This window comes from Rugosimonospora acidiphila (assembly GCF_039543385.1).
In the GTDB taxonomy this organism is placed as follows: Bacteria; Actinomycetota; Actinomycetes; order Mycobacteriales; family Micromonosporaceae; genus Rugosimonospora; species Rugosimonospora acidiphila.
Map to the genome: position 1 here is coordinate 72,739 of NZ_BAABJQ010000016.1, position 24,929 is coordinate 97,667.

A 24,929-nucleotide genomic window follows, 5' to 3' on the forward strand; every position below is an offset into this window, starting at 1 on the left:
TCGGCTTGGCGGGTCAACCCACCGGCTCGGGATCGGTGGCCGCGAACGACGCCGACGAGCCGGCCGCGGCGAACTGGGTGTGATACAGCTCGGCGTAGAGCCCGCCAGCAGCGACCAGCTGCTCGTGGGTGCCCCGCTCGACCACCCGGCCCCCGTCGAGTACCAGGATCTGGTCGGCGTCCCGCACGGTCGACAGCCGGTGCGCGATGACCAGCGCCGTGCGCCCGGCCAGGGCCACCGACAGCGCGCGCTGCACGGCCGCCTCGGACTCGGAGTCCAGGTGCGCGGTCGCCTCGTCGAGGATCACGATGCTCGGCGCCTTGAGCAGCAGCCGGGCGATCGCGATGCGTTGCTTCTCCCCGCCGGAGAACCGGTACCCGCGCTCACCGACCACAGTGGACAGTTGATCGGGTAGGGACCGGACCAGATCGGCGACCTGGGCCCCGGACAACGCCGCCCACAGCTGTTCGTCGGTCGCCTCCGGCCTGGCGTAGCGCAGATTCTCCGCGATGGTCTCGTGGAACAGGTGCGCGTCCTGGGTGACCACGCCGATGGTGTCATGCAACGACGTGCTCGTCGCGTCGCGCACATCCACCCCGCCGACCAGCACGGCCCCGTCGGTCACGTCGTAGACGCGGGGCACCAGCATGGCGGTGGTCGACTTGCCGGCGCCCGAGGGGCCGACCAGGGCCACCATCTGCCCGGGCTCCACGGTGAACGACACCCCGCGCAGCACCGGTTCGGTGACCGTGCGGTCCAGGGTCGCCACGTCCTCCAGCGAGGCGAGCGAGACCTCGGCCGCGCTCGGGTACCGGAAGAACACGTCCCGGAACTCCACCCGGCCCGAGCCCGCCGGCACATCCCGCGCATCCGGCCGATCGTCGATGGCCGGCGCCAGGTCGAGGATCTCGAACACCCGCTCGAAGGAGACCAGTGCGCTCATCACATCGATGCGCACATTGGACAGTGAGGTCAGCGGACCGTACAGCCGGGTCAGCAGCAGCGCGAGCGTGACCACCGTACCGGCGGAGATCCGGCCGTTGACCGCGAGCCAGCCGCCCAGCCCGTAGGTCAGCGCCTGAGCGAGCGCGGCGACCAGCAGCATCGCGACGAAGAAGACGCGGCCGTACATGGCCTGCTGGATGCCGATGTCGCGGACCCGCTCGGCCCGGCCGGCGAACCGGCGTGCCTCGGCCTCGGGCCGGCCGAACAGCTTGACCAGCAGCGCGCCGGCCACGCCGAACCGCTCGGTGATCGTGGCGTTCATCTGAGCGTTGAGCTGGTAGAACTCTCGGGTGATCGCGGCCAGCCGCCGACCGACGCGCCGGGCCGGCAGGATGAAGACCGGCAGCATGACCAACGAAATCAGGGTCACCTGCCAGGACAGCGAGAACATCACGGCCGCGGTGAGCACCAACTGGATCACGTTGCTGACCACACCGGACAGCGTCGAGGTGAACGCCTGCTGCGCGCCCAGCACGTCGTTGTTGAGCCGGCTGACCAGCGCGCCGGTCTGGGTCCGGGTGAAGAACTGCAGCGGCATCCGCTGGACGTGCTCGAAGACCCGGGTGCGCAGGGTCAGAATCATCCCCTCGCCGATGCGCGCCGAATACCACCGGTTGACCAGCGAGAGCACGGAGTCGGCGATGGCCAGCGCGGCGATGAACACGGCGATGCGGATCACCGCGACGGAGGCGCCCGGCCCGCCCCGGGTGATCGTGTTGACCACGCCGCCGGCAAGCACCGGAGTGGCCACCCCGATGACCGCGTCAAGGATCACCACTAGCAAGAAGATGAGGATGTCTCGGCGATATGGCCCGGCGAACGTGAGGATCCGTCGGGCGGTGCCCCGATCGACTTTGCGATGCTTCAGCTCATCTTCGCGGCCTATCGAGCGCAGCATGCTCCAGCCGCTCATCGGAGCGCCCATGGGTCACCTCCCACCGCTGCCCAGTCTGCACCACGCCTGTGACAACTCCCGGCAAGCGAAGGGGTCTTCCCGATCGATCCCACCGCGACCGCCCCCGCCGAATACCGGGCTTGGCCGCCGAATATCGCACCGCCGGCATCCGCGCCGGCCGAAAAAGGACCGCGCGGGAAGGCACGCGGAAAATGAGCCGCGCCCGCGTATTGCAGCCGGCCGCATTCGAGCCGCCGAGCGATCGGGCCGGCGAGCATCGGAGCAGCGAGCGATCGGAGCAGCGAGCGAGCAGACCGGCGGGCGACCAGACCGGCGGGCGATCGGGGCGGCGGGCGCGCTGGGCCCGACCGGGTCACCAGCTTGGCGGCCGGCGGGCCAACGCGACGTCCCGCGCCCGATCGGCCGCGCTATTCGCCCTGGCCGGCGAGGTCGCGGATCCGGCGCACCTGGGCCTCCCGTTCGGCGGCCTCCTGCGCCGGGTAGTCCCGCTCGCCGGCGCCGGACAGCAGCGCCTTGATCTCCACTACCGCGTCCCGGTTCGCCGACAGCACGGCTGCGGCCAGGTCGTCGACCGCCCGGTCCAGCTCGTCACCGGGTACCACCACGTTGGCCAGGCCGATCCGGTACGCCTCCGGGGCGTCGACCCGCCGGCCGGTCACGCAGATTTCCAGTGCCCGGCCGTACCCGACCAGATCCACCAGCCGCTTGGTGCCCGTGAGGTCGGGCACCAGGCCGAGTGTCACCTCGGCCATGGTGAACTTCGCGTCGTCGGTGACCACGCGCAGATCGCACGCGAGCGCCAGCTGGAAGCCGGCGCCGATCGCATGTCCCTGTACTGCGGCAATACTGACCAGATCTGGTCGGCGCAGCCACGAGAACGCCTCCTGGAAGAAGGCTATCCGATTGGCGACCTCGTCATCAGAATACGAAGTCATTTCAGCAAATGTGCGTTTGACGACCGATAGATCGATGCCCGAGGAGAAGGCACGACCTTGGGCACGCACCACCACGACCCGCACATCACCGGGCAACTGGCGACCGAATTCGCGCAGCGCGGTCCACATCTGCGGGGTCTGAGCATTGAGTACCTCGGGCCGGCACAACGTGATGGTCGCAACCGGCCCTTGGCGGTCGAACAGCACGTCGGGAGCCGCTGGAGTAGTCACGGCTCGACCCGACGCAGTGGAATACGTGCTGGTGGGCGGCTCACGCCTTCTTGCGCCGACGGGCGCCACCGCGCTGACGCAGCTGCACACCGGATTCGGTGAGCACACGGTGGACGAAACCGTAGGAACGGCCGGTAGAAGATGCGAGCGCCCGAATACTTTCGCCGGAGGTGTAGCGCTTGACGAGGTCCTTGGCCAGCGTCTGACGCTCGGCCCCGACGATCCGGCGACCTTTTTCGGCGCTGGTGGTGGTGCCGGTGGCTGCCATGTTGATTCCTCACGTCGTCTATTGAGCGGAGTTGGCGGTCCCACCTATTAGACCGCCTGCGTCGATCATGCGCTAGATATCATCACGAAGCCAACCGACACGCACAAGTGTGTCAGGTACCCGATAGCGTGTTGCCCGGTGATGGACAGAGCTGCGAGAACGCCCCCACGAATTGCGCGCGCGAATTCGACGCGCGTCGTTTCTGTCGCCAGGCGACAGTGGAGGGATCTGCTGTGGTGGCTGACGCTCATCGGGTTCGGGTTGGCAGTGACCGCCTGGGCCGTACACAGCGGCGCACGGCTGGGTACCGCGAGCGCTCCTTTCCTTGGCCGGTACCGCTTTCAGCTCGCCCCGTCCAGCGTGCTCGCTCCGGCGGTCGCGGTAGCGGTGCTCTCGCTGCAGGCCGGCGGTTGGTTTGAGCGGGCCCGGTGGGGGTTGGTATCAGCCACCGGCTACCTGGCCGGTCTGGCCTGGGCGCTGGGACTCGTGCTGGTCGACGGCGAGGCGGGGCTGACCCGCCCGCTGCGCGACCCGGACAATTTCCTATCCGAGATCGGCGCTGTCCGCAACGCCCCTTTGCACTATTTACAGCACTTTACGCAAAATACCGCCATCCACTCGGTCGCCGCTCGAGGGCACCCGCCCGGCCCGGTACTGCTGCTGTGGGCGCTGGATCGGGCCGGCCTGCACAGCGTTCTTGGGCTGGCCCTGCTGATCACCGCGGTCGGCACGTTGACCGTACCGCTGGTGCTCTCGGCGGTCCGCGGAGTCTGCGGGGAGACCCAGGCCCGCCGGTACGCCACGGTGCTGATCCTCGCGCCGTACGCGATCTGGGTGGCGGTCAGCACCGACGTGTTCACCGCGGCGCTCGGCGCGGCCATGGTCGCCGCCGGGGTACGCGCCAGCGACCGGCGCCGCACCGGGCCGCCGGCCGGCGCGTGGGCGCTGGTCTCCGGCGCCCTGCTCGGCCTCGCCTCACTGTTCTCGTACTCCGCGCCGTGGCTGGGCCTGTCCGTGGTCTGCCTGTACTTCGCCCGGCGCCGCCCGTTCCTGAACATCGGTACCGGGCTGGGCGCGCTGCTGCCCGTACTCGTGGCGGACCGGCTGGGCTTCCCCTGGCTGGCCGGGCTGGCCGTGGCGCGGGCCGACTACGCGTCCCGGATCGAGCCGTTCCGCCCGGTGCTCTGGTGGAGCGTCATCAGCATGGTGGCCCTGCTCCTGGCGTGCGGGCCGGCGCTGGTGGCGAGCATGCGCAAGATGCGCAACACCCCGGGCTGGCCGTTCCTGGTCGGCGCCGGGTGCGCCGTCGCCTTCTCGGTGCTGGCCGGCCTGGCCCGGGGCGGGGTCGAGCACGCCTGGCTCGCGTTCTTCCCCTGGCTCACGGTCGCCGCGGTGGCCCCGCGGCGGCAGGCGGGCCCGGACCTGCCGGCACCGGTCATCCTGGCCGCCTCGGGGGCGGTCGCCGCGATGGTGATCGAGGCGGTCCTGGCGACCCTGTGAGCCGGCGCTCAGGCCAGCTCGACCAGCTCCAGCAGGTCGTCGCTCCACGCGTCCTCGACGCCGTCGGGCAGCAGGATCGCCCGGTCCGGCTTGAGCGCCTGTACCGCGCCCGGGTCGTGGGTCACCAGCACGATGGCGCCCGGGTACCGGGCGATGGCGTCCAGCACCTGCTCCCGGCTGACCGGGTCCAGGTTGTTGGTCGGCTCGTCGAGCAGCAGCACGTTGGCGCCGGAGCAGACCAGCGTGGCCAGCGCCAGCCGGGTCTTCTCCCCGCCGGAGAGCACCCCGGCCGGCTTGTTCACGTCATCGCCGGTGAACAGGAACGCGCCCAGGATCTTGCGCAGCTCGGTGTCGTTCTGGTCGGGCGCCGCCGAGCGCATGTGCTCCAAGATCGTCCGGTCGACGTCGAGCGTCTCGTGCTCCTGGGCGTAATACCCGATCCGCAGCCCGTGGCCGGGCACCACCTCGCCGCTGTCCGGCGTCAGCAGGCCGCCGAGCATCCGCAGCAGGGTGGTCTTGCCGGCGCCGTTGAGCCCGAGAATGGCCACTCTCGAGCCCCGGTCAACCGCGAGGCTGACATCGAGGAAGATCTCCAGCGAGCCGTACGTCTTGGACAGCCCGTGCGCGGTCAACGGGGTCTTACCGCAGGCCACCGGGGTCGGGAAGCGCACCTTGGCCACCTTGTCGTGGGCGCGCTCCTCCTCCAGCCCCTCCAGCAGCTTGTTGGCCCGCCGGGCCATGTTCTGGGCGGCCACCGTCTTGGTCGCCTTGGCCCGCATCTTGTCGGCCTGCGCCATGAGCGCACCGGCCTTCTTCTCCGCGTTGGCCCGCTCCCGGTGCCGGCGCCGCTCGTCGGTCTCCCGCTGCTGCAGGTACGTCTTCCAGCCGACGTTGTAGACGTCCACCACCGAACGGTTGGCGTCCAGGTACCAGACCTTGTTGACCACCGCGTCGAGCAGGTTCACGTCGTGGGAGATCACGATCAGGCCACCCTTGTGGCTGGCGAGGAAGCCGCGCAGCCAGGTGATCGAGTCCGCGTCGAGGTGGTTGGTGGGCTCGTCGAGCAGCAGGATGCCGCCGTTGGCCTCGCCCGCCTCGGCGAACAGGATCCGGGCCAGCTCGATGCGGCGGCGCTGGCCGCCGGACAGGGTGCCCAGCGTCTGCGCGAGAACCCGGTCGGGCAGCCCGAGGTTGGCACAGATGCGCGCCGCGTCCGCCTCGGCCGCGTACCCGCCGAGCCCGGCGAACTGGTCCTCCAGCACCCCGTACCGCCGCACGGCCCGGTCGCTGGGGTCCTCCGCGAGTTGGACCTCCAGCTTCTTCATCTCGGCCAGGATGGTGTCCAGCCCCCGGGCGGACAGCACCCGGTCGCGGGCGGTGACGTCAAGATCGCCGGTGCGGGGGTCCTGCGGCAGGTAGCCGAGCGGCCCGCGCCGCTCGACCTGCCCGGCGAACGGCAGTCCCTCGCCGGCCAGCACCTTGAGGCTGGTGGTCTTGCCGGCCCCGTTGCGACCAACCAGGCCGATGCGGTCGCCCGGCTGCACCCGCAGCGTCGTCTCGGACAGCAGGATGCGGGCGCCGGCGCGCAGTTCCAGGCCGGTGGCTGTGATCATCGGATCGGCTCGCTCTCGTGTGGGTTCGGACTGATCAGGACAGACGCATGCACCGGCCGGGATGCCCGGTCGGTGCGGGTCTGGTCAGTCTTCGCAGAGCAGCACGTGTGCCAGTGTAGCCCGTCCGCGGCGACGCCCACCACGGGGACGACCGGCAAGATCAATCCACCCCGCCCCGGGCCGGGCGGCCCGCGACCGCCTGGCGTACCAGCGGGATCACCTCGTGGGCGATCCGGTCCACCTGCTCGTCCCGGTCCGGGCCGGCCGGCTGGAAGTTGAAGCCGGTGAAGCCCAGCTCGACGAATTCGACCAACCGCTCGGCCAGCCGCTCCGCCGATCCGGACAGCAGGGACGGGTCTGTCGACGCCCGCCCGTCCACCCGGATGCCCAGGTTGTACACGCAGGTGAGCGCGTCCGCCGGGCGTCCGGTCTGGGCCGCCGCGGCCAGGATCCGCTCCCGCATGGCCGGAATCCGCTCAGGTGCGGCGGACCCCAGCGACGGGATCCAGCCGTCGGCGGCCGCGCCGGTCAGCGACAGCGCCCGGTTACCGTAGGTGCCCAGCCAGACCGGGATCGGGCGCGGCGGCTTGGGCTCCAGGTCCGCCTCGCGCACCCGGTAGCGCCGCCCGTCGAGGCTGAACCGCGGGGTGGACCAGAGCCCGTGCGCGATCTGGATCGTCTCGGACAGCCCGTCCACCTTCTCCCGCGGAGTCGGCACGTCCAGCCCGAACGCCCGGAACTCCTCGTCGGAATAGCCCCCGCCGAGGCCGAGGATGAGCCGGCCACCGGAGAGCCGGTCCAGCGTCTCGGCCATCTTGGCGACCATCGCCGGCGCCCGGTACGGCACCCCGAGCACCCGGGTGGCGATCCGGATCCGGCTGGTGCGCGCGGCCACCCAGGACAGCATGGTCCAGGTCTCGTTCGTGGGCTGGTCGCCGCACGGGTGATCGGACGTGGACACGAAGTCGTAGCCGAGCCCCTCGGCGCGCAGCGCCGAGGCCACCGGGTCGTACCCGGGCGAGACCGCGGCGGGCAGGTCCAGCCCGAACAACAGGTCAGCCATTGAAGGACACCTTCCGGTCGATGATGTGAAAGCGGCGAATGAAGAACTGGGCCAGCGGCCCGATGCTCAGCGCGTACACGACGGTGCCCACCCCGACCGTTCCGCCCAGTAGCCAGCCCACGGCCAGGACGGACAGCTCGATGCCCATGCGGGCCCAGCGGATCTGCAGTCCCCGCGCGGCCAGGCCGGTCATCAGCCCGTCGCGTGGGCCGGGCCCCAGCCCCGCGCCGATGTACAGCCCGGTGGCGGCGCCGTTGGCGACGATGCCGAGTACGAGGAGGGCGAGGCGCACCCCGAGCGGGTGGGGATCGGGAACGACGGCCAGCGCGGCCTGGGCGGTCAGCCCCACCACCACGACGTTGCTGACCGTGCCCAGGCCGGGGCGCTGCCGCAGCGGCAGCCACGCCAGCAGCACCAGGGCGCCCACCGCGATGACTATCCAGCCCAGGCCGATACCGGTCCGCCGGGCCAGCCCCTGGTGCAGCACGTCCCACGGGTCCAGACCCAGGTCGGCGCGGACCATCAACGCCACGCTCACGCCGAACAAGATCAGGCCGAGGTACAGGGCGAACAGGCGTCTTGTTGACATGTCAAACAACGTAGCTCGGATCGAGTTGACATGTCAACAAAGGTGCTACGCTGGTCCCGTGACGAGGTGGCTGGACGACGCGCAGATGCGCGCCTGGCTGGGGTACCGGCGGATGCGGCTCCTGCTGGACCTGCAGGTCTCGCGCGATCTCGCGGAGTCCTCGGGGCTCTCGGACGCCGACTACGACGTGCTGTCCAACCTGTCCGACACCGACGGGCACCGGCTGCGGCTGACCGAGCTGTCCGCGCACATGCGCTGGTCCAGGAGCCGGCTGTCACACCACCTCACCCGGATGCAGCAGCGCGGACTGATCACCCGCGAGGAGTGCCCGTCGGACGGGCGCGGCGCCGTCATCCTGCTCACCGACGCCGGCTGGGAAGCGATCCGCGCCGCGGCCGGCCACCACGTCGAGTCGGTGCGCCGGCACTTCATCGACCGGCTCACCGATGAACAGATCCGGGTGCTCGGAGACATCGCCGACGCGGTCGTCCCGCACCTCGACGACGTGCCATCCAGGCCGGCAGCGGACAGGCGGTAGCCGTACGGGCGAAGCGGGCCCACCCATCGTCGCCCGGGAGGGCACCCACGGCGTGCGATGCCGACTTACCGGACATCCCGGCGGATCATTTTGCCGCGGGCATCCGTACCCGCGCCTGATTTGCCGGTTACGCGCGGTAACTACGATCGGTAGCCATGTCGATCACGTTGCGGATATCCGCCGTCGCGACCGGTGCCGTCGCAGCCGTCCTGCTCGCCGCCGGCTGCGGCCCCGCCGCCACCCCGCCCGCTGGCGTACCGAGCGCCGCCGTAACGAACGCCACCGCGGCGCCGCCCGTACCGAGCGCGGCCGCGCCGACTGCCACGGCGGCCGCCGCCTCGGTGGCACCCGCGCCCGCGACGACCGCGGCCGCACCCGCCAAGGACACCGCGGCCCCGGCCCGGGTCGCCCCGACCCGGGCAGCGCCGGCCGCACCCGCCGGCGGGGACAAGCAAGGCGGCGGGGACAAGCAGGCCAGCGGGGACAAGCAGGGCGGCGGGGACAAGCAGGGCGGCGACTCCGGAAGCTGCTCCGCCGACGAGTACCGCAACAGCTCAGGCGACTGTGTGGAGCGGCCGGCCCAGGCGCCCGCAGCGCCGGCCGGGGCGAGCGCTCAGTGCCAGGACGGCACCTACAGCTTCAGCGAGCACCGGCGCGGCACCTGCTCCGGCCACGGCGGCGTCAAGCAGTGGCTCAGGGATCTACCAGCCTGATCCGCACCGCGCGGGCCTGGCGCACCGCCGCCTCCAGCACGGCCAGCTTGGGCTCCGGTACGTCGAGGAACCGCTCGGCGCGCAGCGCCGCCACCGGCCCCAGCCGCGGATCGGCCAGCACCGCGTCCACCGCCCGCCGGTCACCCCCGGTCACGACCGCAACCAGCTCGCCCGCCCGGGGAAGCAGCAGCCGCGCCACCAGGTCGGAGGCGTCCCCGGCGGCGGCGCGCGCCTGGTTCTCCCGCCGCCGGGCGAACCGCTGCTGCGACCAGCCACCGGCCGCCGTGCGGCCCTGCACGTAGCGACTGTCTACCTTGGACACCGCCAGCTCGTCGCCCTCGGCCACGCCGACCGCCACCGCGCCCCGCCGGGCCAGCAGCAGCCCGAGCGGGCCGGCCACCCGCACCGCGGCCAGGAACCCGTCCACCCCGGTGAAGGCCGGCGCGCCGGGCGACGCATGACACTCGGCGCTCGCCCCGTCCTCGGCACGCAGGTCCAGCACCCCCTGCGCGCCGACCACCGTCCAATCGCCGTGGCGCTGCGCGAACCCGGACAGCCAGCGGGGCATCCGGTCGGGATCCACCTCGACCCACCGCCCGCCACCCGCCGCCGGCCTGCTGCCCATCCGAGGAACAGTACCGGCGCTCAGCAGGCGGCGAGCAGAGCGTGCAGCGCTACCGGGTCGGCCACCTCGAAGTCCGGCTCGACCGGGGTGGCCGGCTCGTACAGGGTGCGATCGGACTGCATCAACACGGCGATGCCCACACCCGCCCGGCGGCCACACCGCACGTCCCGGGACCGGGTGTCGCCGACGAACCAGGCCTCGTCGGGGCTCACCGACAGAGCCCTGGTCGTCCGCAGAATCAGCTCCGGATTGGGTTTACGCACCCCCGCCTCGTCGCTGTACAGCTGCACGGCGAAGCGATCGGCGAGCCCGGCGCGCTCCAGGAAATCGCGGTGCACGCTGCCGTAGATGGTGTTGCTGACCACCGCGAGCAGGATGCCCCGCCCCGCCGCCTCGTCCAGCAACTCGGCCATGCCCTCCCGGACCCGCCACTCGTGGCGTACCTCGCCGAGCCGGTAGGTCAGCGTGGTGGCGTGGGCGAGGACGATCTCGCGGGCGGCCGGGGACCAGTCCGCCGCGACGAAATCCGCCCAGAGCTGTTCGTGGCGCAGCTCCGTTGGGGCGAACGACCGGGACACGCCGTCGCCCCAGTACCCGTAGGAGTTGAGCCCGGCGGAGAGGTCGGCCTCGATGGCCGCCACCTCCGGCGGCCGGGCGTCGCTCGCCGCGAGCAGCGTGTATACCGTCTCGGCCAGCTCGCGTGCCCAGGTCTTGCGGCGGACGTCGTGGACGATGACGCCACCGAAGTCGAGCAGCAGTGCGCGGGGAGCGGTCGGCATCCCCCGACGGTAACCCGGCCCGGCGCGCTGGGGAGGCGTTGGGGGGTGCTCGGCCGCGCTCCCCTGTGGGCTCAGCTGGCGCCCGATCCGTCGTCGGGGCGCCGCGCGGGGTCGGACGGGGCGGGCGGGCCGGACGGGCGGCGCTGGCGGTAGGCCCGCTGGCGGCACGCGCGCGAGCAGTAGTCCCGGGGCCGACCCCGGACGGCCGGGTCCAGCGGGGTGCCGCAGACCGGGCAGTCCCGCCCGGAGCCCCGGGTCAGGTTTTCGTCACGATTTTCGTCACGCCCCTCGCCGCCCCGGGCCCGCACGAGTTGCTCGACCCCGTCCAGGGTGCGCGCGAGACCGAAGTCGAACGGGTCCTCGAATTCAGCGAAGCCACCGGCCCTCCAGAGCCGCCCCACCGCCGGGTACGGCAGCAGCCGCCCGAACAGCTCGTCCTGGCCGTGCCACCACTGCTCCTGCGAGACGCCGGAGTCCCGCTGCTCTCGCAGTATCTCCTCGGCCTGCCGCGCGGCGGTCTCCACGAACCCGGTCACCAGCGAGACCACGGCGACCACCTGGCGAGCCGGAAGCCCGGTGCGCTCGACGATGCCCAGCGCGCGGTCGTACGCCGCGGCGGCGTTCGGGCCGGGCAACCGCCGGCTCCGGGCGGTATGCACGAGCCACAGATGCCTCAGGTGCAGGGCCCAGTCCTCCCGCGCCCAGCACTCCAGGTCCGCCCGCCAGCCACCGCCCGTGCCGGGCGCGCCCGCGCCGTCGGTGTCGCCGTCGGTGTCGCCCGGCGGCGCGGCGGCCAGTTCGCCGAAGACCGCGTCCCGCATCAGCTCGACGAGCTCCGCCCGGCCCGGTACGTGCCGGTACAGCGACATGGTCGTGAAGCCCAGCCGGTCGGCGACGCGACGCATGGACAGCGCACCGAGCCCGTCCGCGTCGGCCAGTTCGACGGCGGTGGCGACGATCCGGTCCAGGCTCAGCCGCGACCTGCCATGGCCGCCCCCGCCATCGCCGGCCCCACCGCCCCACAGCAGCTCGATGGCCGGGGCGTCCCGTCCCGCCACGCTCACCCCTCCGCGCTTGACATCCGCTCGACACGAATGTTTATCGTATAAACACATCGTATACGCAATAAGCCACAGCGGGAAGGTCGGCCCATGCCCGAGAATCAGTTGTACGTCGCGCCCTGGGGCCGGGACTCCTGGCCCGGTACGCCGCAGCGGCCGCTCGCCAGCCTGCCGGCGGCCCAGCGCGCGGTCCGGGCCCGCACCGCCACCATGACGGCCGACCTCGTGGTCAACCTGCGCGCCGGCACGTACCGGCTGACCGAGCCGTTCACGCTGGACGGCGAGGCCGGCGACTCGGGCGGCAACGGGTACCGGGTGATCTACCAGTCCTTCGGCCACGGCACCGCACGGCCGGAGGAGGCGGTGCTCAGTGGTGGCCGGCCGGTCACCGGATGGCGGCCGGTACCCGGGGGCCGCGCCTGGCGGGCCGACGTCGGCGACCTGCCCACCCGCCAGCTGTACGTGAACGGGCGCCGGGCGCCGCGCGCCACCGTCCGCCCGGGCCTACCGGGAAACGTGACGAAAACCGAGACCGGTTTCGTCACAGACAGCACGCTCCCGCAGACCTGGCGCGACCCGGCGAGCATCGAACTCGTCTTCCAGGGAGTCAATCCGTGGTCGGAGGCGCGCCTCGGGGTGGCCGCGATCTCCGGCGACGAGCGGTCCACCACCATCACCATGGCCCAGCCCGGATTCGGCCGGTCCGGCGAGCTGTACGCCGCGCGGCTGGACGGCAGGCCGTCCGATCAGTGGGGCATCCTGGCCGCGCCCACCTCGGCGGAGAACAGCGTGAGCTTCCTGACCGAGCCGGGCACGTTCGCCCTCGAACGGCTGGATGCGCAGCGTCGCGGAGGCGACCGCGCCGCCGGCCAGCACGTCCTGTACTACCTGCCGCTGCCCGACGAGGATCCGGCCACGGCCGAGTTCGTCGTGCCGGTGCTGGAGCGGCTGGTCGTGGGGCGGGGTACCGGGTCGCGACCGCTGCACGACGTGACCCTGCGGGGGCTGACCCTCTGCCACGCCGGCTGGACCGAGCCGAGCGGAGCCGGTGGCTTCCTCCACTACCACGGCAACGCATACCACGACGGTGGGCCGCTCGCGCTGGTCGACCTCGCCGAGGGTCTGGCCCAGCTCGCGGTCCCGGAGAGCCCGGCCCAGGTGCCGGCCGCCGTCGCATTCACGCACACGCAGCGGATCACCTTGCGGGACAACCGGTTCACTCGGCTGGGCGCGGGCGCGGTGGCCTTCCGGGGAGCGCAGCCGGAGCCAAGTTCCGGCGCCGGCGAGCACCCTCCACGCGGTCAAGCCGGGCCGAGCGAGGACAACGCGGTGCTCGGCAACGTCATCGACGATGTCTCCGGCGGCGGGGTGGCGATCGACTCCGGAACCCGTACCCGCGTGGAACGCAACCTGATCCACGATGTCGGGCGGGAGTACCACGGCTGCCCCGCCGTGTGGGTGGCGGAGTCGCGCGAGGTGACCGTGGCGCACAACGAGATCCACGACGTGCCGTACAGCGGCATCATCGTGATGGGCGGCGACCGGGCCGGCCGGGTGCAGGTGGTGGAAAACCTCGTGTACCGCACGATGACGGTGCTCGCCGACGGCGGGGGCATCTACCTCGCCGGGCCGCAGGGTGCCTCGTACGCCAGCGGCACTCTGGTACGCGGCAACGTCATCCGCGACACCATCACCCCGTACAACTTCGGGCTCTACACCGACTTCGGGTCGGCGTGGGTGACGGTGCAGGGCAACGCCGTGTACCGCGCCGACACCCCGGCCGTGCTGCGGGTCACGCCGCCGCTGGACAATGTCGCGTTCCTCGGCAATTTCTGGGACGACGAGCCGGTCGGCCACGACACCCCGCCGCCCGGAGTCACCCTCGCCGGCAACACGGTGCTGCCCCGGGACGGCTTCGAGCAGGCGCTGGCCGCCGACCCGGCCGGCGCGGACATCCTTGCCGGGGCGGGGCGGCGCGCCGGCTGATCGGTACCGGCCGGATCAGCCGGTCACGGCCAGGCGCACCGCGAGTACCACCATCACCGCGCTGGACACCAGCGCCGTGGCCAGCCTGCCGCGCGCGCCGGCCAGCGCCCGGCCCAGCACCGATCCCCCGGCCGCCACCAGCAGTTGCCAGCTCGCCGAGGCGGCGAACGCGGCCGCCACGAACAGCACGCCGGCCGGCACCGAGCGGTCGCCGCTGACGGCCTGCCGGCCCAGCACCAGCGCGCTGAAGTAGACCACGGTGGTCGGGTTGAGCAGGGTGAGGCCGAGCAGTCCGGCGTAGGCGCGCCCCGGGGTGGACAGGGCGATCCGGGCCGGTCGCGCGGCGAGCGCGTCCCGGTGCGTGCGCCAGGCCGACCAGGCGGTGCGGGCCGCCAGCCCGACAAGTACGACCAGGGCGGTCCACCGCAGCGGCGCGGCGGCCGGCCGGATCAGCCCGGCGATGGCGGTGCCGCAGGCGACGGCCAGCAGGGCATACAGCCCGTCGGCGGTGGCCACGCCCAGCCCGGCGCCCGCGCCGACGGCCAGCGAGGTGCGCGCGGCCAGTCCCATGATGAGTACCCCGATGGCGCCCACCGGAATGGCCACGCCATACCCGGCCAGCAGCCCGGAGAGCAACGCGTCGGTCACGCCGAGATGGTGGCAAGCGAAACCGCCCGTCCGCCACCGAATTTAGTGGCGGACGGGCGGTTCGTCGTGACTCGGGCGCCTCAGACGTTGAAGCCGAGGGCGCGCAACTGCTCCCGACCGTCGTCGGTGATCTTGTCGGGACCCCACGGCGGCAGCCACACCCAGTTGATCCGGATGTCGCTGACCAGGCCGCCGCCCGGACCGGTGCACAGCGCCTGCCGCGCCTGGTCCTCGATGACGTCGGTCAGCGGGCACGCCGCCGAGGTGAGGGTCATGTCGACGGTCGCGACATTCTCCTCGTCGATGTGGATGCCGTACACCAGGCCGAGATCGACCACGTTGATGCCCAGCTCCGGGTCCACGACGTCCTTGAGCGCCTCTTCGATGTCGGGCACCGCAGTGGTCATCCTTCGCTCCCTAAATTCGCCGCCGCCGTCACTGTTCCACTGGAACCCGGCCGCTTGACCGCGGCGCCTCCTTCGTCGGCACCGCTGGCGGCCGCGCGAGCGGCGGCATCCTTGAACGCCATCCACGGTAGCAACGCGCACTTGACCCGGGCCGGGTACTTCGCGACGCCTGCGAACGCGACCGCGTCCTCCAGTAACTCTTCGTCCGGTTCGGCCTGGCCCTTGGAGCTCATCAGCGTGACGAACGCCTCCTGGCGCCGCAGCGCCTCGTCCAGCCGCCGGCCGTGGACCAGGTCGTAGAGCACACTGGCCGCCGCCTGGCTGATCGAGCAGCCCATCCCGTCGTACGACACGTCCTGCACCGCGCCGTCGTGCATGTGGACCCGCAGGGTCACCTCGTCGCCGCAGGTCGGGTTCACGTGGTGCGCCTCGGCCTCGTAGGGCTCGCGCAGGCCACGCCCGTGCGGGTGCTTGTAGTGATCCAGGATGATCTCCTGGTAGAGCTGGTCGAGCTGGGGCTGCGTCATGAGAACACCTTCCGCACCTGGTTCAGGCCTCGCACCAGGGCATCGATCTCTTCCGTGGTGGTGTAGAGGTAGAACGAGGCCCGGGTCATCGCCGGGACGCCGAAGCGCACGCAGGTCGGCCGGGCGCAGTGGTGACCCACCCGCACCTGCACACCGACGGTGTCGAGCACCTGACCCACGTCGTGCGGATGCACGCCGGCCAGGTCGAAGGAGATCGTTCCGCCGCGCCCGACCGGTACCGTCGGCCCGAAGATCCGCAGGCCCTCCACTGTGGACAGAGCGTCCAGGGCGTAGGTCGTGATCTTCCGATCGTGCTCGGCGATCGCCGGCATGCCGATCGCGGTGAGGTAGTCCACCGCCGCGCCGAGCCCGATCGCCTGCGCGATCGGCGGGGTACCCGCCTCGAACCGCGCCGGGGGGGCCATGAACGTGGTCTTCTCCATGGTGACGGTCTCGATCATCGACCCGCCGGCGAGGAACGGCGGCAGGTCGGCGAGGAGTTCGGAGCGGCCCCACAGCACGCCGATCCCCGTCGGGCCCAGCATCTTGTGCCCGGTGAAGGCGATCAGGTCCACGTCCAGCGCGGCCACGTTCACCGGCAGGTGCGGGACCGACTGGGAGCAGTCGAGCATGACCAGCGCGCCAACCTCGTGCGCCCGCCGGGTGATCTCTTCGGTCGGGTTGATCGTGCCGAGCGTGTTGGACATGTGCACCACGCTGACCAGCTTGGTGCGCTCGTTGACCAGAGTGTCCAGTGTGGACAGATCCAGCCGGCCCTCGTCGGTGACCCCGAACCAGCGCAGCGTCGCGCCCGTGCGCTCGCACAACAGCTGCCACGGCACGATGTTGGAGTGGTGCTCCATCTCGGAGATCACGATCTCGTCGCCCGGGCCCAGCCGCGCCCCGTACGAGTACGCCACCAGGTTGATCGCCTCGGTCGAGTTCTTCGTGAACACGATCTCGTCGGGCGAACCGGCGCCGATGAACGTCGCTACCTTCGCCCGTGCGCCCTCGTACGCCTCGGTCGACTCGGTGCCCAGGGTGTGCACCGAGCGGGCCACGTTGGCGTTGTGCCGCGAGTAGTGCTCGTCGAGCACGTCGAGCACCTGGCGCGGCTTCTGCGACGTGTTGGCGCTGTCCAGGTACGCCAACGGGTACCCGTTGACCTCCCGATCCAGGATCGGGAAGTCCTGGCGGATCTTCTCTACGTCGAAACTCATGATGAGGCTCCCGTTCCGCGCCTAGGCCGCCGCGCTGACGAAGCGCTCGTACCCCTCGGCCTCCAGCCGCTCGGCGAGCTCGGGCCCGCCCTCCTCGACGATCCGGCCGGCGACGAACACGTGCACGTGGTCCGGCTTCACGTAGCGCAGGATCCGGGTGTAGTGGGTGATCAGCAGCAGGCCGGTGTCGCCGGTCTCGCGCACCCGGTTGACTCCCTCGCTGACCACCCGCAGCGCGTCGATGTCCAGGCCCGAGTCGGTCTCGTCGAGGATGGCCACCTTGGGCTTGAGCAGTTCCAGCTGGACGATCTCGTGCCGCTTCTTCTCACCGCCGGAGAAGCCCTCGTTGACGTTGCGCTGGGCGAAGGCCGCGTCCATGCCGAGGCGGTCCATCGACTCCTTGAGTTCGCGGCCCCAGGTGCGCAGCTTCGGCGCCTCACCGTCGACCGCGGTCTTCGCGCTGCGCAGGAAGTTGGCCACCGAGACGCCGGGCACCTCGACCGGGTACTGCATGGCCAGGAACAGGCCGGCGCGGGCCCGCTCGTCCACGGTCATGGCCAGCACGTCCTGCCCGTCCAACAGCACGCTGCCGCCGGTGATCTGGTACTTCGGGTGGCCGGCGATGGAGTACGCCAGGGTGGACTTGCCGGAGCCGTTGGGGCCCATGATGGCGTGCGTCTCACCCGCCCGTACCGTCAGGTCGACGCCGGCCAGGATCGGCTTGAGCTGCCCCTCGGGCAGCTTCACCGACACCTGCAGGTCACGGATTTCAAGGACACTCACGGGGTAACTCCATTGCTTGGTTCCAACGTGACGAAGACAGAGCCGTCGCGGATCTCGACGGGATAGACGGGCACCGGTTCGGTGGCCGGCAGGCCGGTCGGCTCCCCGGTGCGCAGGTCGAACCGCGACCCATGCAGCCAGCACTCCAGCGTGCAGCCCTCGATCTCACCCTCGGACAGCGGCACCGCGGCGTGCGTGCACTCGTCGTAGACCGCGTACACCTCGCCGTCGTCGGTGCGCACCACGGCGACCGGGATGCCCTCCAGCTCGACGCCGATCGCGCTGCCGGGCTTGAGGTCCTCCAGCTCACAAACCTTGATCACGCCGATGCCTCCTGCAGCCGGGCCTCGATGTCGGCGCTCAACCGCTCGCGCAGCCCCTCAACAGGGATCTTGTTCAGCAGCTCGGCGAAGAAGCCACGGACCACCAGCCGGCGGGCCTCGGTCTCCGGGATGCCCCGGGCCATCAGGTAGAACAGCTGCTCGTCGTCGAACCGGCCGGTCGCGCTGGCGTGCCCGGCGCCGACCACCTCACCGGTCTCGATCTCCAGGTTGGGTACCGAGTCGGCCCGCGCGCCGTCGGACAGCACCAGGTTCCGGTTGACCTCGTACGTGTCGGTGCCGGTGGCCTCGGCACGGATCAGCACGTCGCCGACCCACACCGTGTGCGACTCGGCGCCCTGCAGCGCCCCCCGGTAGTTCACGTTGCTGCGGCAGTCCGGCACCGCGTGGTCGACCAGCAGCCGGTGCTCGAAGTGCTGCCCCGCGTCGGCGAAGTACAGCCCGTACAGCTCGGCCTCGCCGCCCCGGTCGGCGTAGTCCACGCTGGCGTACTGGCGGACCAGGTCGCCGCCCAGCGACACCTGCACGTGTACCAGCTTGGCGTCGCGGCCCAGCCGGAAGCGCAGGTGCTGCGCGTGTACCGCGTCGGAGTCCCAGTCGGCCACGGTGACCAGGGTCAGCCGGGCACCCGCGCCCACCGATACCTCGACGTTGTCGGCCAGCGTGCCGTGGCCCTCGTACCGCAGCACGAGCGTCGCCTCGGCCAGCTCGCCGACCTCGACGAAGGTGTGGCCGAACGCGGCGAGTTCGACCGGTCCGCCGGACACCTCGATGACGGCCGGTTCGGCGGGCGTGGCCCGGGCGGCGACGCTGATCAACGTGGCACTGTCGAACGAGCCGTACGCCAGCGCGCTGATCCGGTCGAACGGGGTCAGCACGCTGCCGACGCGCGGGTCGTCCCGGCCGATCCCGCTGACCGTGACGCCGGCCGGCAGCGGTCCGTCGCTGAACGCCGGCCAGTGCGCGGCATCCTCTTCGACGTCGCTGACCTTCATCCGGTCCAGGCCACGCAGCCGCTTGAGCGGGGTGAACCGCCACTCCTCCTCACGCCCGGTCAGCGTGGGGAAGTCGGCCACGTCGAACGAGCGCAGCGCCTGAGACTTGGTCTTGGGCGGAGGCGCGGCTATTGAGGCGGGCGCAGTCATGTCCTTCGGGTTCTCCATCGTGGGTTGCTCGACTCGGGGCGGTGGCGGCCGGTCAGCCGACCGCCCCCTCCATCTGAAGCTCGATCAGGCGGTTGAGCTCCAGCGCGTACTCCATCGGAAGCTCCTTGGCGATCGGCTCGATGAACCCGCGCACGATCATCGCCATCGCCTCGTCCTCGGTCAGGCCGCGGCTCATCAGGTAGAACAGCTGGTCCTCGCTGACCTTCGAGACCGTCGCCTCGTGCCCCATCGCCACGTCGTCCTCGCGGATGTCGACGTAGGGGTAGGTGTCGGACCGGGAGATCGTGTCCACCAGCAGCGCGTCGCACTTGACCGTCGAGCGGCTGTGGTGCGAGCCCTCCAGCACCTGGACCAGGCCGCGGTAGCTGGTGCGGCCGCCGGCGCGGGCGATCGACTTGCTGATGATGGTCGAGGAGGTGTTCGGCGCGGCGTGCACCATCTTGGCGCCCGCGTCCTGGTGCTGGCCCTCGCCGGCCATGGCCACCGACAGCACCTCGCCCTTGGCGTGCTCGCCGACCATGTAGACCGCCGGGTACTTCATGGTGACCTTGGAGCCGATGTTGCCGTCGATCCACTCCATGGTGCCGCCCTCGTGGCAGACGGCGCGCTTGGTGACCAGGTTGTACACGTTGTTCGACCAGTTCTGGATCGTCGTGTACCGGCAGCGGGCGTTCTTCTTGACGATGATCTCGACGACCGCGCTGTGCAGCGAGTCGGAGGAGTAGATCGGAGCGGTGCAGCCCTCGACGTAGTGCACGTAGGCGCCCTCGTCGACGATGATCAGCGTCCGCTCGAACTGGCCCATGTTCTCCGTGTTGATCCGGAAGTAGGCCTGCAGCGGGATCTCCACATGCACACCCTTCGGCACGTAGATGAACGAGCCGCCGGACCAGACCGAGGTGTTGAGCGCGGCGAACTTGTTGTCGCCGACCGGGATCACCGTGCCGAAGTACTCCTTGAAGATGTCCTCGTACTCACGCAGGCCGGTGTCGGTGTCCACGAAGATGACGCCCTGCGCCTCCAGATCCTCCTGGATCTTGTGGTACACGACCTCGGACTCGTACTGCGCGGCCACGCCGGCGACCAGCCGCTGCTTCTCGGCCTCCGGGATGCCCAGCCGGTCGTACGTGCTCTTGATGTCGTCCGGCAGGTCGTCCCAGCTTGCCGCCTGCTTCTCGGTGGAGCGGACGAAGTACTTGATGTTGTTGAAGTTGATGTCGGTGAGGTCGGCGCCCCAGGACGGCATCGGCTTGCGCTCGAACAGCCGCAGCCCCTTCAGGCGCAGGTCGAGCATCCAGGCCGGCTCGTTCTTCTTCCCCGAGATGTCCCGAACCACCGCCTCGTTCAGACCACGTTGCGCGGCCGCGCCGGCCACGTCGGAGTCGGCCCAGCCGTAGCCGTACCGGCCGAGCTCCGCCAGCTGCTGCTCCTGGGTAGCCACCCCGCCAGCAGCGCCGGAAGAGGAGGCGCCGCCGTCGAGCGGCTGGTTGATCGCGGTCATGGCATCGTCCTCACAGAGTCGTTCTTATTGATCACGGCGCGCCGCGGGTCCGGGATGTGCGTGGTGCACACTCCGTCGCCGTGTGCGATCGTTGCCAGTCGCTGTACATGCGTGCCCACGAGCTGCGATATGACCCGGGTCTCCGCCTCGCACAACTGCGGAAACTCGGCGGCGACATGCGCCACCGGGCAGTGGTGCTGGCAGAGCTGGCCGCCGGAGGCGATCGCCGTCGCCGAGGCAGCGTAGCCCTCGGCGGTGAGCACGCAGGCGAGCGCCTCCGCCCTGGCCATGGGGTCGTCGCCGGCGTCGGCCATCGCCGCGCGGCACCGCGCTTCCAGCGCGGCGACCCGCTCCGCGGCGAACTCCCCGACCGCCTCCTCGCCGCCCTGGGCGGCGATCCAGCGCAGTGCGGCCGCGGCCAGGTCGTCGTAGGTGTGCCGGCCCTGGCGCCGCCGGGCATCGTCGGTGAGCAGGAAGGTCTTGGCCGGCCGGCCACGGCCGCGCTGGCTCTGCGCGGGCTGCTCCCGGAAGATCACGCCGCCTTCGGCGATCAGGGCGTCGAGGTGCCGGCGGATGGCCGCGGGGCTGAGCCCCAGCGCCTGGCCGAGCTCCCCGGCGGTGGCGGACCCGCGCTCCAGCAGGAGCTGGATCACCCGGTCCCGGGTGCGGCGATCGGCGCCGGCGGCCTGGCCGTCGGTGGCGCCGAGGGACGGCACGTCCCTGATCTTCGCCGCGTTTTTCACAACACCAGTGTGACGTATTTCGAATGAGCTGTGCAAACCGGCCCCCCGGTGATCCACACCACCGGGCGCCCGGGCGCGGCCGGTGATTTGGCTGCTTCTAGTCTGGACAGCGTGTTGAGGAGCCCGGTGACCCTGCGTTGGGTGGCGCTGGCGTCGCTCGTCGTCAACGTCGTGCTGGTGTTCACCGGAGGCGCCGTCCGCCTCACCGGCTCCGGCCTGGGCTGTCCGACCTGGCCGAAATGTACGAATTCATCGTATGTCACCACCTCGGCCATGGGGTACCACGGCGTCATCGAGTTCAGTAACCGGATCTTCGGCGTGCTGGTCGGCATCCTGGTCGTCGTCGCGGTGCTGCTGGCCCTGCTCCAGCCGGTCCGCGACCGGCGGCAGATCGGCTGGTCGGTGGCCATGCTCATGACCATCCCGGCCCAGGCCGTGGTCGGCGGCATCACCGTGCTGACCAAGCTGAACCCCTGGGTGGTGGCCTGCCACTTCCTGTTCTCAATGGTGATCATCGTGGTCGCGTACCGGATGTGGCTGGCCACCCGGGAGCCGGGCGGGCCGGTGCGGTGGCTGATCTCGGCCCCGGTACGGGCGCTCAACTGGCTGCTGCTGGTGGTCACCGCCGTGGTACTGGCCGCCGGCACCGTGGTCACCGGCAGCGGCCCGCACGCGGGCGACGCCACGGCGCACCGCACCGGCCTGGACCCGGGCATGGTCGCGCAGCTGCACGCCGACCTGGTGATGCTGCTGATCGGGCTCTCGGTGGCCTGGTGCTTCGCGCTGTGGGCGATCGGCGCGCCCCGGCAGACCCGGCGGGCCGGGGTGGTACTGGTCGGCGTCGAGCTGGCCCAGGGCGTGATCGGCTTCGTCCAGTACTTCACCCACCTGCCGTCGCTGCTCGTGGCCGTGCACCTGATCGGCGCGTGCGCGGTCTGGCTGGCCGCCCTGCGCACGCAGTCCGCCGGCCGGGTACGCGAACCGGAGGCCGCCGCCGAGGCCGTGCCCGCGCCGACGCTTCCGGCCGCCGCGAGCGCCCGCTGAGCCAGCCGCCCGCTGAGCCAGCCGCCCGCTGAGCCAGTGCCCCGCTGAGCCAGCGACGAGTGGGTCCCGGCGGCCAGGCCGCCGGAACCCCGTCGGCGTCGAGTCAGCCGTTCGCACCGGCCAGCCGGGCCGCTATCGCCTCGGCGAACCGTCCCGCCGCACCGGGCTCGTGCGTGAGGAACAGTGACGGCTCGGTCAGCTCCAACTCGATGAGCACCGGCGTGCCGTCCGGGTCCGGAATCAGGTCGACCCTGGCGTAGAGCAGGCCGTCCGGGCCGGCACCCAGCACCGCGGAGGCGGCCTCCAGAACCCGCGTCGCCACGGCCAGTTCGCCGTCGCTGGGCCGCCGGGGGTCGATCAGCTCGGGCCGGTACAGCCCCTCCATGCCCCGGTACGGGCCGTCGAGCATCGGGCCCTTGCGGATGGCGTGGCTGAACCGCCCGCCGAAGAACATCAGGGCCGTCTCACCGTGCCGGTCCACCGCCCCCAGGTACGGCTGGACCATCACCGTCTGGCCGGCGGCGTGCAGCCGCTCGACGTGCCGCTCGGCGAGCTCGCGCTGGCCGGGGTCGGACAGGTCGTAGCGCCCCGTCTCGTAGCTGCCGGCGCTGATCGCCGGCTTGACGACGTACTCGCCCTCGGCCCCGAGGCCGGCGACTGGCGCCGGTGAGGCGTCTCGCGCCGGTGATTCGTCGGGCGCCAGCCAGCGGGTCGGTACCACCGACACGCCCGCCTCGGCGAGCCCGGCGAGGTAGCGCTTGTCGGTGTTGCGGCGCACGACCGTGGCCGGGTTGGCCAGCCGGGGCACGGTGTCCGCCCAGGCCACGAACTCGTCCCGCCGGCCGGAGTAGTCCCACGGCGAGCGCAGCACGGCCAGGTCGAAGGCGTCCCAGTCGACGGCCGGGTCGTCCCAGACCGCGGGCACCACGGTGATGCCGCGGCGGGCCAGCGGCTCGATGACCAGGCGGTCGTCCGGGTCGAGGTCGGGCAGGTCCGCGCAGGTAATGAAGGCGACCCGGGGAGCATCTCCCCGGGCCGCACTGGAAATGGATCTTCTATTCACCGGGCGAGCGTACGACGCCCCATCGACCGCCAGAGGTCGTTGCTGGGCCGCATCTGCTCGATCAGCTCCCGCTCCCACTCGTTCTCCACCTCGACACCCGCCGTCACACACGCCCTGCGGGCCACGTCGGTGCTGCTGGCGAACTGGTCATCCCAGGTGCCGTCCTCCCCCACGAGGACGATCCGGGCGCCACGCCGGCCGACGTACTCGATGACCGCCTTCGCGCCGCCGTGTCCCTCGGCGAACGACTTGATCCCGGCGATGAGATTGTCTGCCGGGGCGATCTGATCGGTAGTCAGCGTCGTATCGGAACCTTCTGCCATGACCGCAGGGTAAGCAGATTCGCGAGGTCAGCGCCGTGCTACCAATCACCCGATGTGATCACGGTTACCCGCTGGTCACGTGACGGACACCTGCGTTCTGCGCCTATTTTTCCGTCATTTCCCGCGAGATCACGCGGAGAATTCCGGCATTTCGACAACCCTTGCGAATTGGCAACAGTATGGCCACGGAATGCGGCAATAAAGCAACCAATGCGGACAGTTGCCGCTTGCCAGGGATCGCTACTGAATGAGCGCGTCCACCGCTACCGCGACGAACACCAGGGTCAGGTACGTCGTGGACCAGTGGAACAGCCGCATCGGCTTGACCGGCTGCCCCCGCCAGGCCCGGCGGGCCAGCCCGTGCGCCTCGAAGACGAACAGCGCGCCGACCACGGTGGCGGTCACCCCGTACAGCGGGGTCATGCCCAGCGGCCAGACGGCGAGCGAGGTGAGCAGGGTCAGCCAGGCGAACACCACGGTCTCCGTGCCGACCCGGCGCATCGAGGCCACCACCGGCAGCATCGGGATGCCGGCGCGCTGGTAGTCGTCGCGGAACTTGATGGCCAGCGCGTAGAAGTGCGGCATCTGCCAGAAGAACACCACGCCGAACAGCAGCCAGGCGCGCAGCGGCAGGGTGCCGGTGACCGCCGCCCAGCCGATGAGCACCGGCAGGGCGCCGCAGATCCCGCCCCAGAAGGTGCTCTGCGAGGTGCTGCGCTTGAGCCACTTGGTGTAGATCAGGTCGTAGTAGACGATCGCGGTCGCGGTCAGCGCGGTGGCCAGAACGTTGGTGAACGCGGCCATCAGCGCGATCGACACGACCCCGAGTACCAGCCCGAACACCAGCGCGTTGCGCGGCGAGACCGTGTGGGCGGGCAACGGCCGGCGCGACGTCCGCTTCATGACCTGGTCGATGTCCCGGTCGATGTAGCAGTTGAGGGCGTTGGCCGCGCCAGCGGCCAACGCGCCGCCGACCAGCACGACCAGCGTCAGCCAGAGGGGGGACACCCGGTTCCGGGCCAGGAACATCGCCGGCACGGTGGTGATCAGCAGCAGCTCGACGATCCGCGGCTTGGTCAACGCTAGGTACGAGCCGACCACGGCACGCAGGCCCGATCGCTGAGGGGCCGCGACCAGCTCCGCTACCGGAATGGGCTGGGCCGTCAGCGGCACCGAGGCTGTGGGCGTCTCGCGCTCCGCGATCGTGGTCATGCCACCTCTTCTAGCCTCGGTCGGCGATGTTCGGATCGGTAGACAGAGTACGCGTCCGGCCGGCGTGACCTGCAGGCGGCCGGCCGGATTGCCCCATCTGGCGTCACCAGCGGCAACCGGATGCTCACC

Annotated in this window: 26 protein-coding genes; 5 read left to right on the plus strand and 21 right to left on the minus strand. The window is 71.1% G+C overall.

Features of this window, described 5'->3' with window-relative positions:
• Positions 1–13 precede the first annotated feature (13 nt).
• The 3 genes from ABEA87_RS24820 to ABEA87_RS24830 form a co-directional block, all read right to left on the minus strand.
• A complete protein-coding gene (locus tag ABEA87_RS24820; RefSeq protein ID WP_345633347.1) occupies positions 14–1,930 on the minus strand; it encodes an ABC transporter ATP-binding protein in 1,917 nt (638 codons plus the stop codon).
• A gap of 398 nt (positions 1,931–2,328) precedes the next feature.
• The gene (locus ABEA87_RS24825; protein WP_425570951.1) at positions 2,329–3,087 is read right to left on the minus strand and encodes an enoyl-CoA hydratase/isomerase family protein; all 759 of its coding nucleotides are present in this window, start codon (positions 3,085–3,087) and stop codon (positions 2,329–2,331) included.
• A gap of 40 nt (positions 3,088–3,127) precedes the next feature.
• Positions 3,128–3,355: a helix-turn-helix domain-containing protein gene (locus ABEA87_RS24830; RefSeq protein ID WP_203921847.1), complete on the minus strand. Its 228-nt coding sequence runs from the start codon at positions 3,353–3,355 to the stop codon at positions 3,128–3,130.
• A 267-nt stretch (positions 3,356–3,622) separates the two neighbouring features.
• Here ABEA87_RS24830 and ABEA87_RS24835 point away from each other — a divergent pair, with 267 nt between their 5' ends.
• Complete coding sequence (locus tag ABEA87_RS24835) at positions 3,623–4,855, plus strand: hypothetical protein (RefSeq protein WP_345633351.1); 1,233 nt, start codon at positions 3,623–3,625, stop codon at positions 4,853–4,855.
• An 8-nt stretch (positions 4,856–4,863) separates the two neighbouring features.
• Here the strand turns inward: ABEA87_RS24835 and ABEA87_RS24840 are convergent, their stop codons facing one another.
• The 3 genes from ABEA87_RS24840 to yczE all read right to left on the minus strand — a co-directional run bounded on the left by ABEA87_RS24840 (position 4,864) and on the right by yczE (position 8,120).
• Positions 4,864–6,468, minus strand: a complete 1,605-nt coding sequence (locus ABEA87_RS24840) for an ABC-F family ATP-binding cassette domain-containing protein (protein WP_345633352.1) — start codon at positions 6,466–6,468, stop codon at positions 4,864–4,866.
• A 160-nt stretch (positions 6,469–6,628) separates the two neighbouring features.
• Positions 6,629–7,531: an LLM class flavin-dependent oxidoreductase gene (locus ABEA87_RS24845; protein WP_345633354.1), complete on the minus strand. Its 903-nt coding sequence runs from the start codon at positions 7,529–7,531 to the stop codon at positions 6,629–6,631.
• Complete coding sequence (gene yczE / locus ABEA87_RS24850; protein ID WP_345633356.1) at positions 7,524–8,120, minus strand: membrane protein YczE; 597 nt, start codon at positions 8,118–8,120, stop codon at positions 7,524–7,526. The genes ABEA87_RS24845 and yczE overlap by 8 nt, the downstream gene beginning before the upstream one ends.
• Positions 8,121–8,178: 58 nt before the next feature.
• Here yczE and ABEA87_RS24855 point away from each other — a divergent pair, with 58 nt between their 5' ends.
• The gene (locus tag ABEA87_RS24855) at positions 8,179–8,658 is read left to right on the plus strand and encodes a MarR family winged helix-turn-helix transcriptional regulator (RefSeq protein ID WP_345633358.1); all 480 of its coding nucleotides are present in this window, start codon (positions 8,179–8,181) and stop codon (positions 8,656–8,658) included.
• Between the two features lie 155 nt (positions 8,659–8,813).
• Positions 8,814–9,371, plus strand: coding sequence for a DUF3761 domain-containing protein (locus tag ABEA87_RS24860; protein WP_345633360.1), 558 nt, complete (start codon positions 8,814–8,816; stop codon positions 9,369–9,371).
• Here the strand turns inward: ABEA87_RS24860 and ABEA87_RS24865 are convergent.
• The 3 genes from ABEA87_RS24865 to ABEA87_RS24875 all read right to left on the minus strand — a co-directional run bounded on the left by ABEA87_RS24865 (position 9,352) and on the right by ABEA87_RS24875 (position 11,833).
• Positions 9,352–9,996 (minus strand): acVLRF1 family peptidyl-tRNA hydrolase, encoded by a 645-nt coding sequence (locus ABEA87_RS24865; protein WP_345633361.1) that lies wholly within the window; start codon positions 9,994–9,996, stop codon positions 9,352–9,354. The two genes, ABEA87_RS24860 and ABEA87_RS24865, sit on opposite strands and share 20 nt — an antisense overlap.
• Positions 9,997–10,016: 20 nt before the next feature.
• Entirely contained in the window at positions 10,017–10,775 is a 759-nt protein-coding gene (locus tag ABEA87_RS24870) for an HAD family hydrolase (protein ID WP_345633363.1), read from the minus strand.
• A gap of 71 nt (positions 10,776–10,846) precedes the next feature.
• A complete protein-coding gene (locus tag ABEA87_RS24875; RefSeq protein WP_345633365.1) occupies positions 10,847–11,833 on the minus strand; it encodes a TetR/AcrR family transcriptional regulator in 987 nt (328 codons plus the stop codon).
• Positions 11,834–11,926: 93 nt separating this feature from the next.
• Here ABEA87_RS24875 and ABEA87_RS24880 point away from each other — a divergent pair, with 93 nt between their 5' ends.
• Positions 11,927–13,822, plus strand: a complete 1,896-nt coding sequence (locus tag ABEA87_RS24880) for a right-handed parallel beta-helix repeat-containing protein (RefSeq protein ID WP_345633367.1) — start codon at positions 11,927–11,929, stop codon at positions 13,820–13,822.
• A 15-nt stretch (positions 13,823–13,837) separates the two neighbouring features.
• Here the strand turns inward: ABEA87_RS24880 and ABEA87_RS24885 are convergent, their stop codons facing one another.
• The 9 genes from ABEA87_RS24885 to ABEA87_RS24925 form a co-directional block, all read right to left on the minus strand.
• On the minus strand, positions 13,838–14,470 hold the full coding sequence (locus tag ABEA87_RS24885) for a LysE family transporter (protein WP_345633370.1): 633 nt from the start codon (positions 14,468–14,470) through the stop codon (positions 13,838–13,840).
• 80 nt (positions 14,471–14,550) lie between these two features.
• Positions 14,551–14,877, minus strand: a complete 327-nt coding sequence (locus ABEA87_RS24890) for a metal-sulfur cluster assembly factor (RefSeq protein ID WP_345633372.1) — start codon at positions 14,875–14,877, stop codon at positions 14,551–14,553.
• On the minus strand, positions 14,874–15,404 hold the full coding sequence (sufU, locus tag ABEA87_RS24895; protein WP_425570945.1) for a Fe-S cluster assembly sulfur transfer protein SufU: 531 nt from the start codon (positions 15,402–15,404) through the stop codon (positions 14,874–14,876). Before sufU ends, ABEA87_RS24890 begins: the two co-directional genes overlap by 4 nt.
• Positions 15,401–16,624 carry a cysteine desulfurase gene (locus ABEA87_RS24900; RefSeq protein ID WP_345633374.1) on the minus strand — a complete coding sequence of 408 codons (1,224 nt, stop codon included), beginning with the start codon at positions 16,622–16,624 and terminating at the stop codon, positions 15,401–15,403. The genes sufU and ABEA87_RS24900 overlap by 4 nt, the downstream gene beginning before the upstream one ends.
• Before the next feature lie 21 nt (positions 16,625–16,645).
• Complete coding sequence (gene sufC / locus ABEA87_RS24905; protein ID WP_345633377.1) at positions 16,646–17,407, minus strand: Fe-S cluster assembly ATPase SufC; 762 nt, start codon at positions 17,405–17,407, stop codon at positions 16,646–16,648.
• Positions 17,404–17,730 carry a non-heme iron oxygenase ferredoxin subunit gene (locus ABEA87_RS24910; protein WP_345633380.1) on the minus strand — a complete coding sequence of 109 codons (327 nt, stop codon included), beginning with the start codon at positions 17,728–17,730 and terminating at the stop codon, positions 17,404–17,406. The genes sufC and ABEA87_RS24910 overlap by 4 nt, the downstream gene beginning before the upstream one ends.
• Entirely contained in the window at positions 17,727–18,911 is a 1,185-nt protein-coding gene (gene sufD / locus ABEA87_RS24915; RefSeq protein WP_425570946.1) for a Fe-S cluster assembly protein SufD, read from the minus strand. The genes ABEA87_RS24910 and sufD overlap by 4 nt, the downstream gene beginning before the upstream one ends.
• Before the next feature lie 34 nt (positions 18,912–18,945).
• Positions 18,946–20,415, minus strand: a complete 1,470-nt coding sequence (sufB, locus tag ABEA87_RS24920) for a Fe-S cluster assembly protein SufB (protein ID WP_345633381.1) — start codon at positions 20,413–20,415, stop codon at positions 18,946–18,948.
• On the minus strand, positions 20,412–21,158 hold the full coding sequence (locus ABEA87_RS24925; protein WP_425570947.1) for a helix-turn-helix transcriptional regulator: 747 nt from the start codon (positions 21,156–21,158) through the stop codon (positions 20,412–20,414). Before ABEA87_RS24925 ends, sufB begins: the two co-directional genes overlap by 4 nt.
• A gap of 126 nt (positions 21,159–21,284) precedes the next feature.
• Here ABEA87_RS24925 and ABEA87_RS24930 point away from each other — a divergent pair, with 126 nt between their 5' ends.
• A complete protein-coding gene (locus tag ABEA87_RS24930; RefSeq protein WP_345633382.1) occupies positions 21,285–22,202 on the plus strand; it encodes a COX15/CtaA family protein in 918 nt (305 codons plus the stop codon).
• A 103-nt stretch (positions 22,203–22,305) separates the two neighbouring features.
• On the opposite strand, the gene ABEA87_RS24935 is transcribed toward ABEA87_RS24930, so the two are convergent.
• The 3 genes from ABEA87_RS24935 to ABEA87_RS24945 form a co-directional block, all read right to left on the minus strand.
• Complete coding sequence (locus ABEA87_RS24935; protein ID WP_345633384.1) at positions 22,306–23,265, minus strand: ATP-grasp domain-containing protein; 960 nt, start codon at positions 23,263–23,265, stop codon at positions 22,306–22,308.
• Positions 23,262–23,588: a hypothetical protein gene (locus tag ABEA87_RS24940; RefSeq protein ID WP_345633385.1), complete on the minus strand. Its 327-nt coding sequence runs from the start codon at positions 23,586–23,588 to the stop codon at positions 23,262–23,264. Before ABEA87_RS24940 ends, ABEA87_RS24935 begins: the two co-directional genes overlap by 4 nt.
• Before the next feature lie 240 nt (positions 23,589–23,828).
• Positions 23,829–24,800, minus strand: coding sequence for a heme o synthase (locus ABEA87_RS24945; protein ID WP_345633387.1), 972 nt, complete (start codon positions 24,798–24,800; stop codon positions 23,829–23,831).
• Positions 24,801–24,929 lie beyond the last annotated feature (129 nt).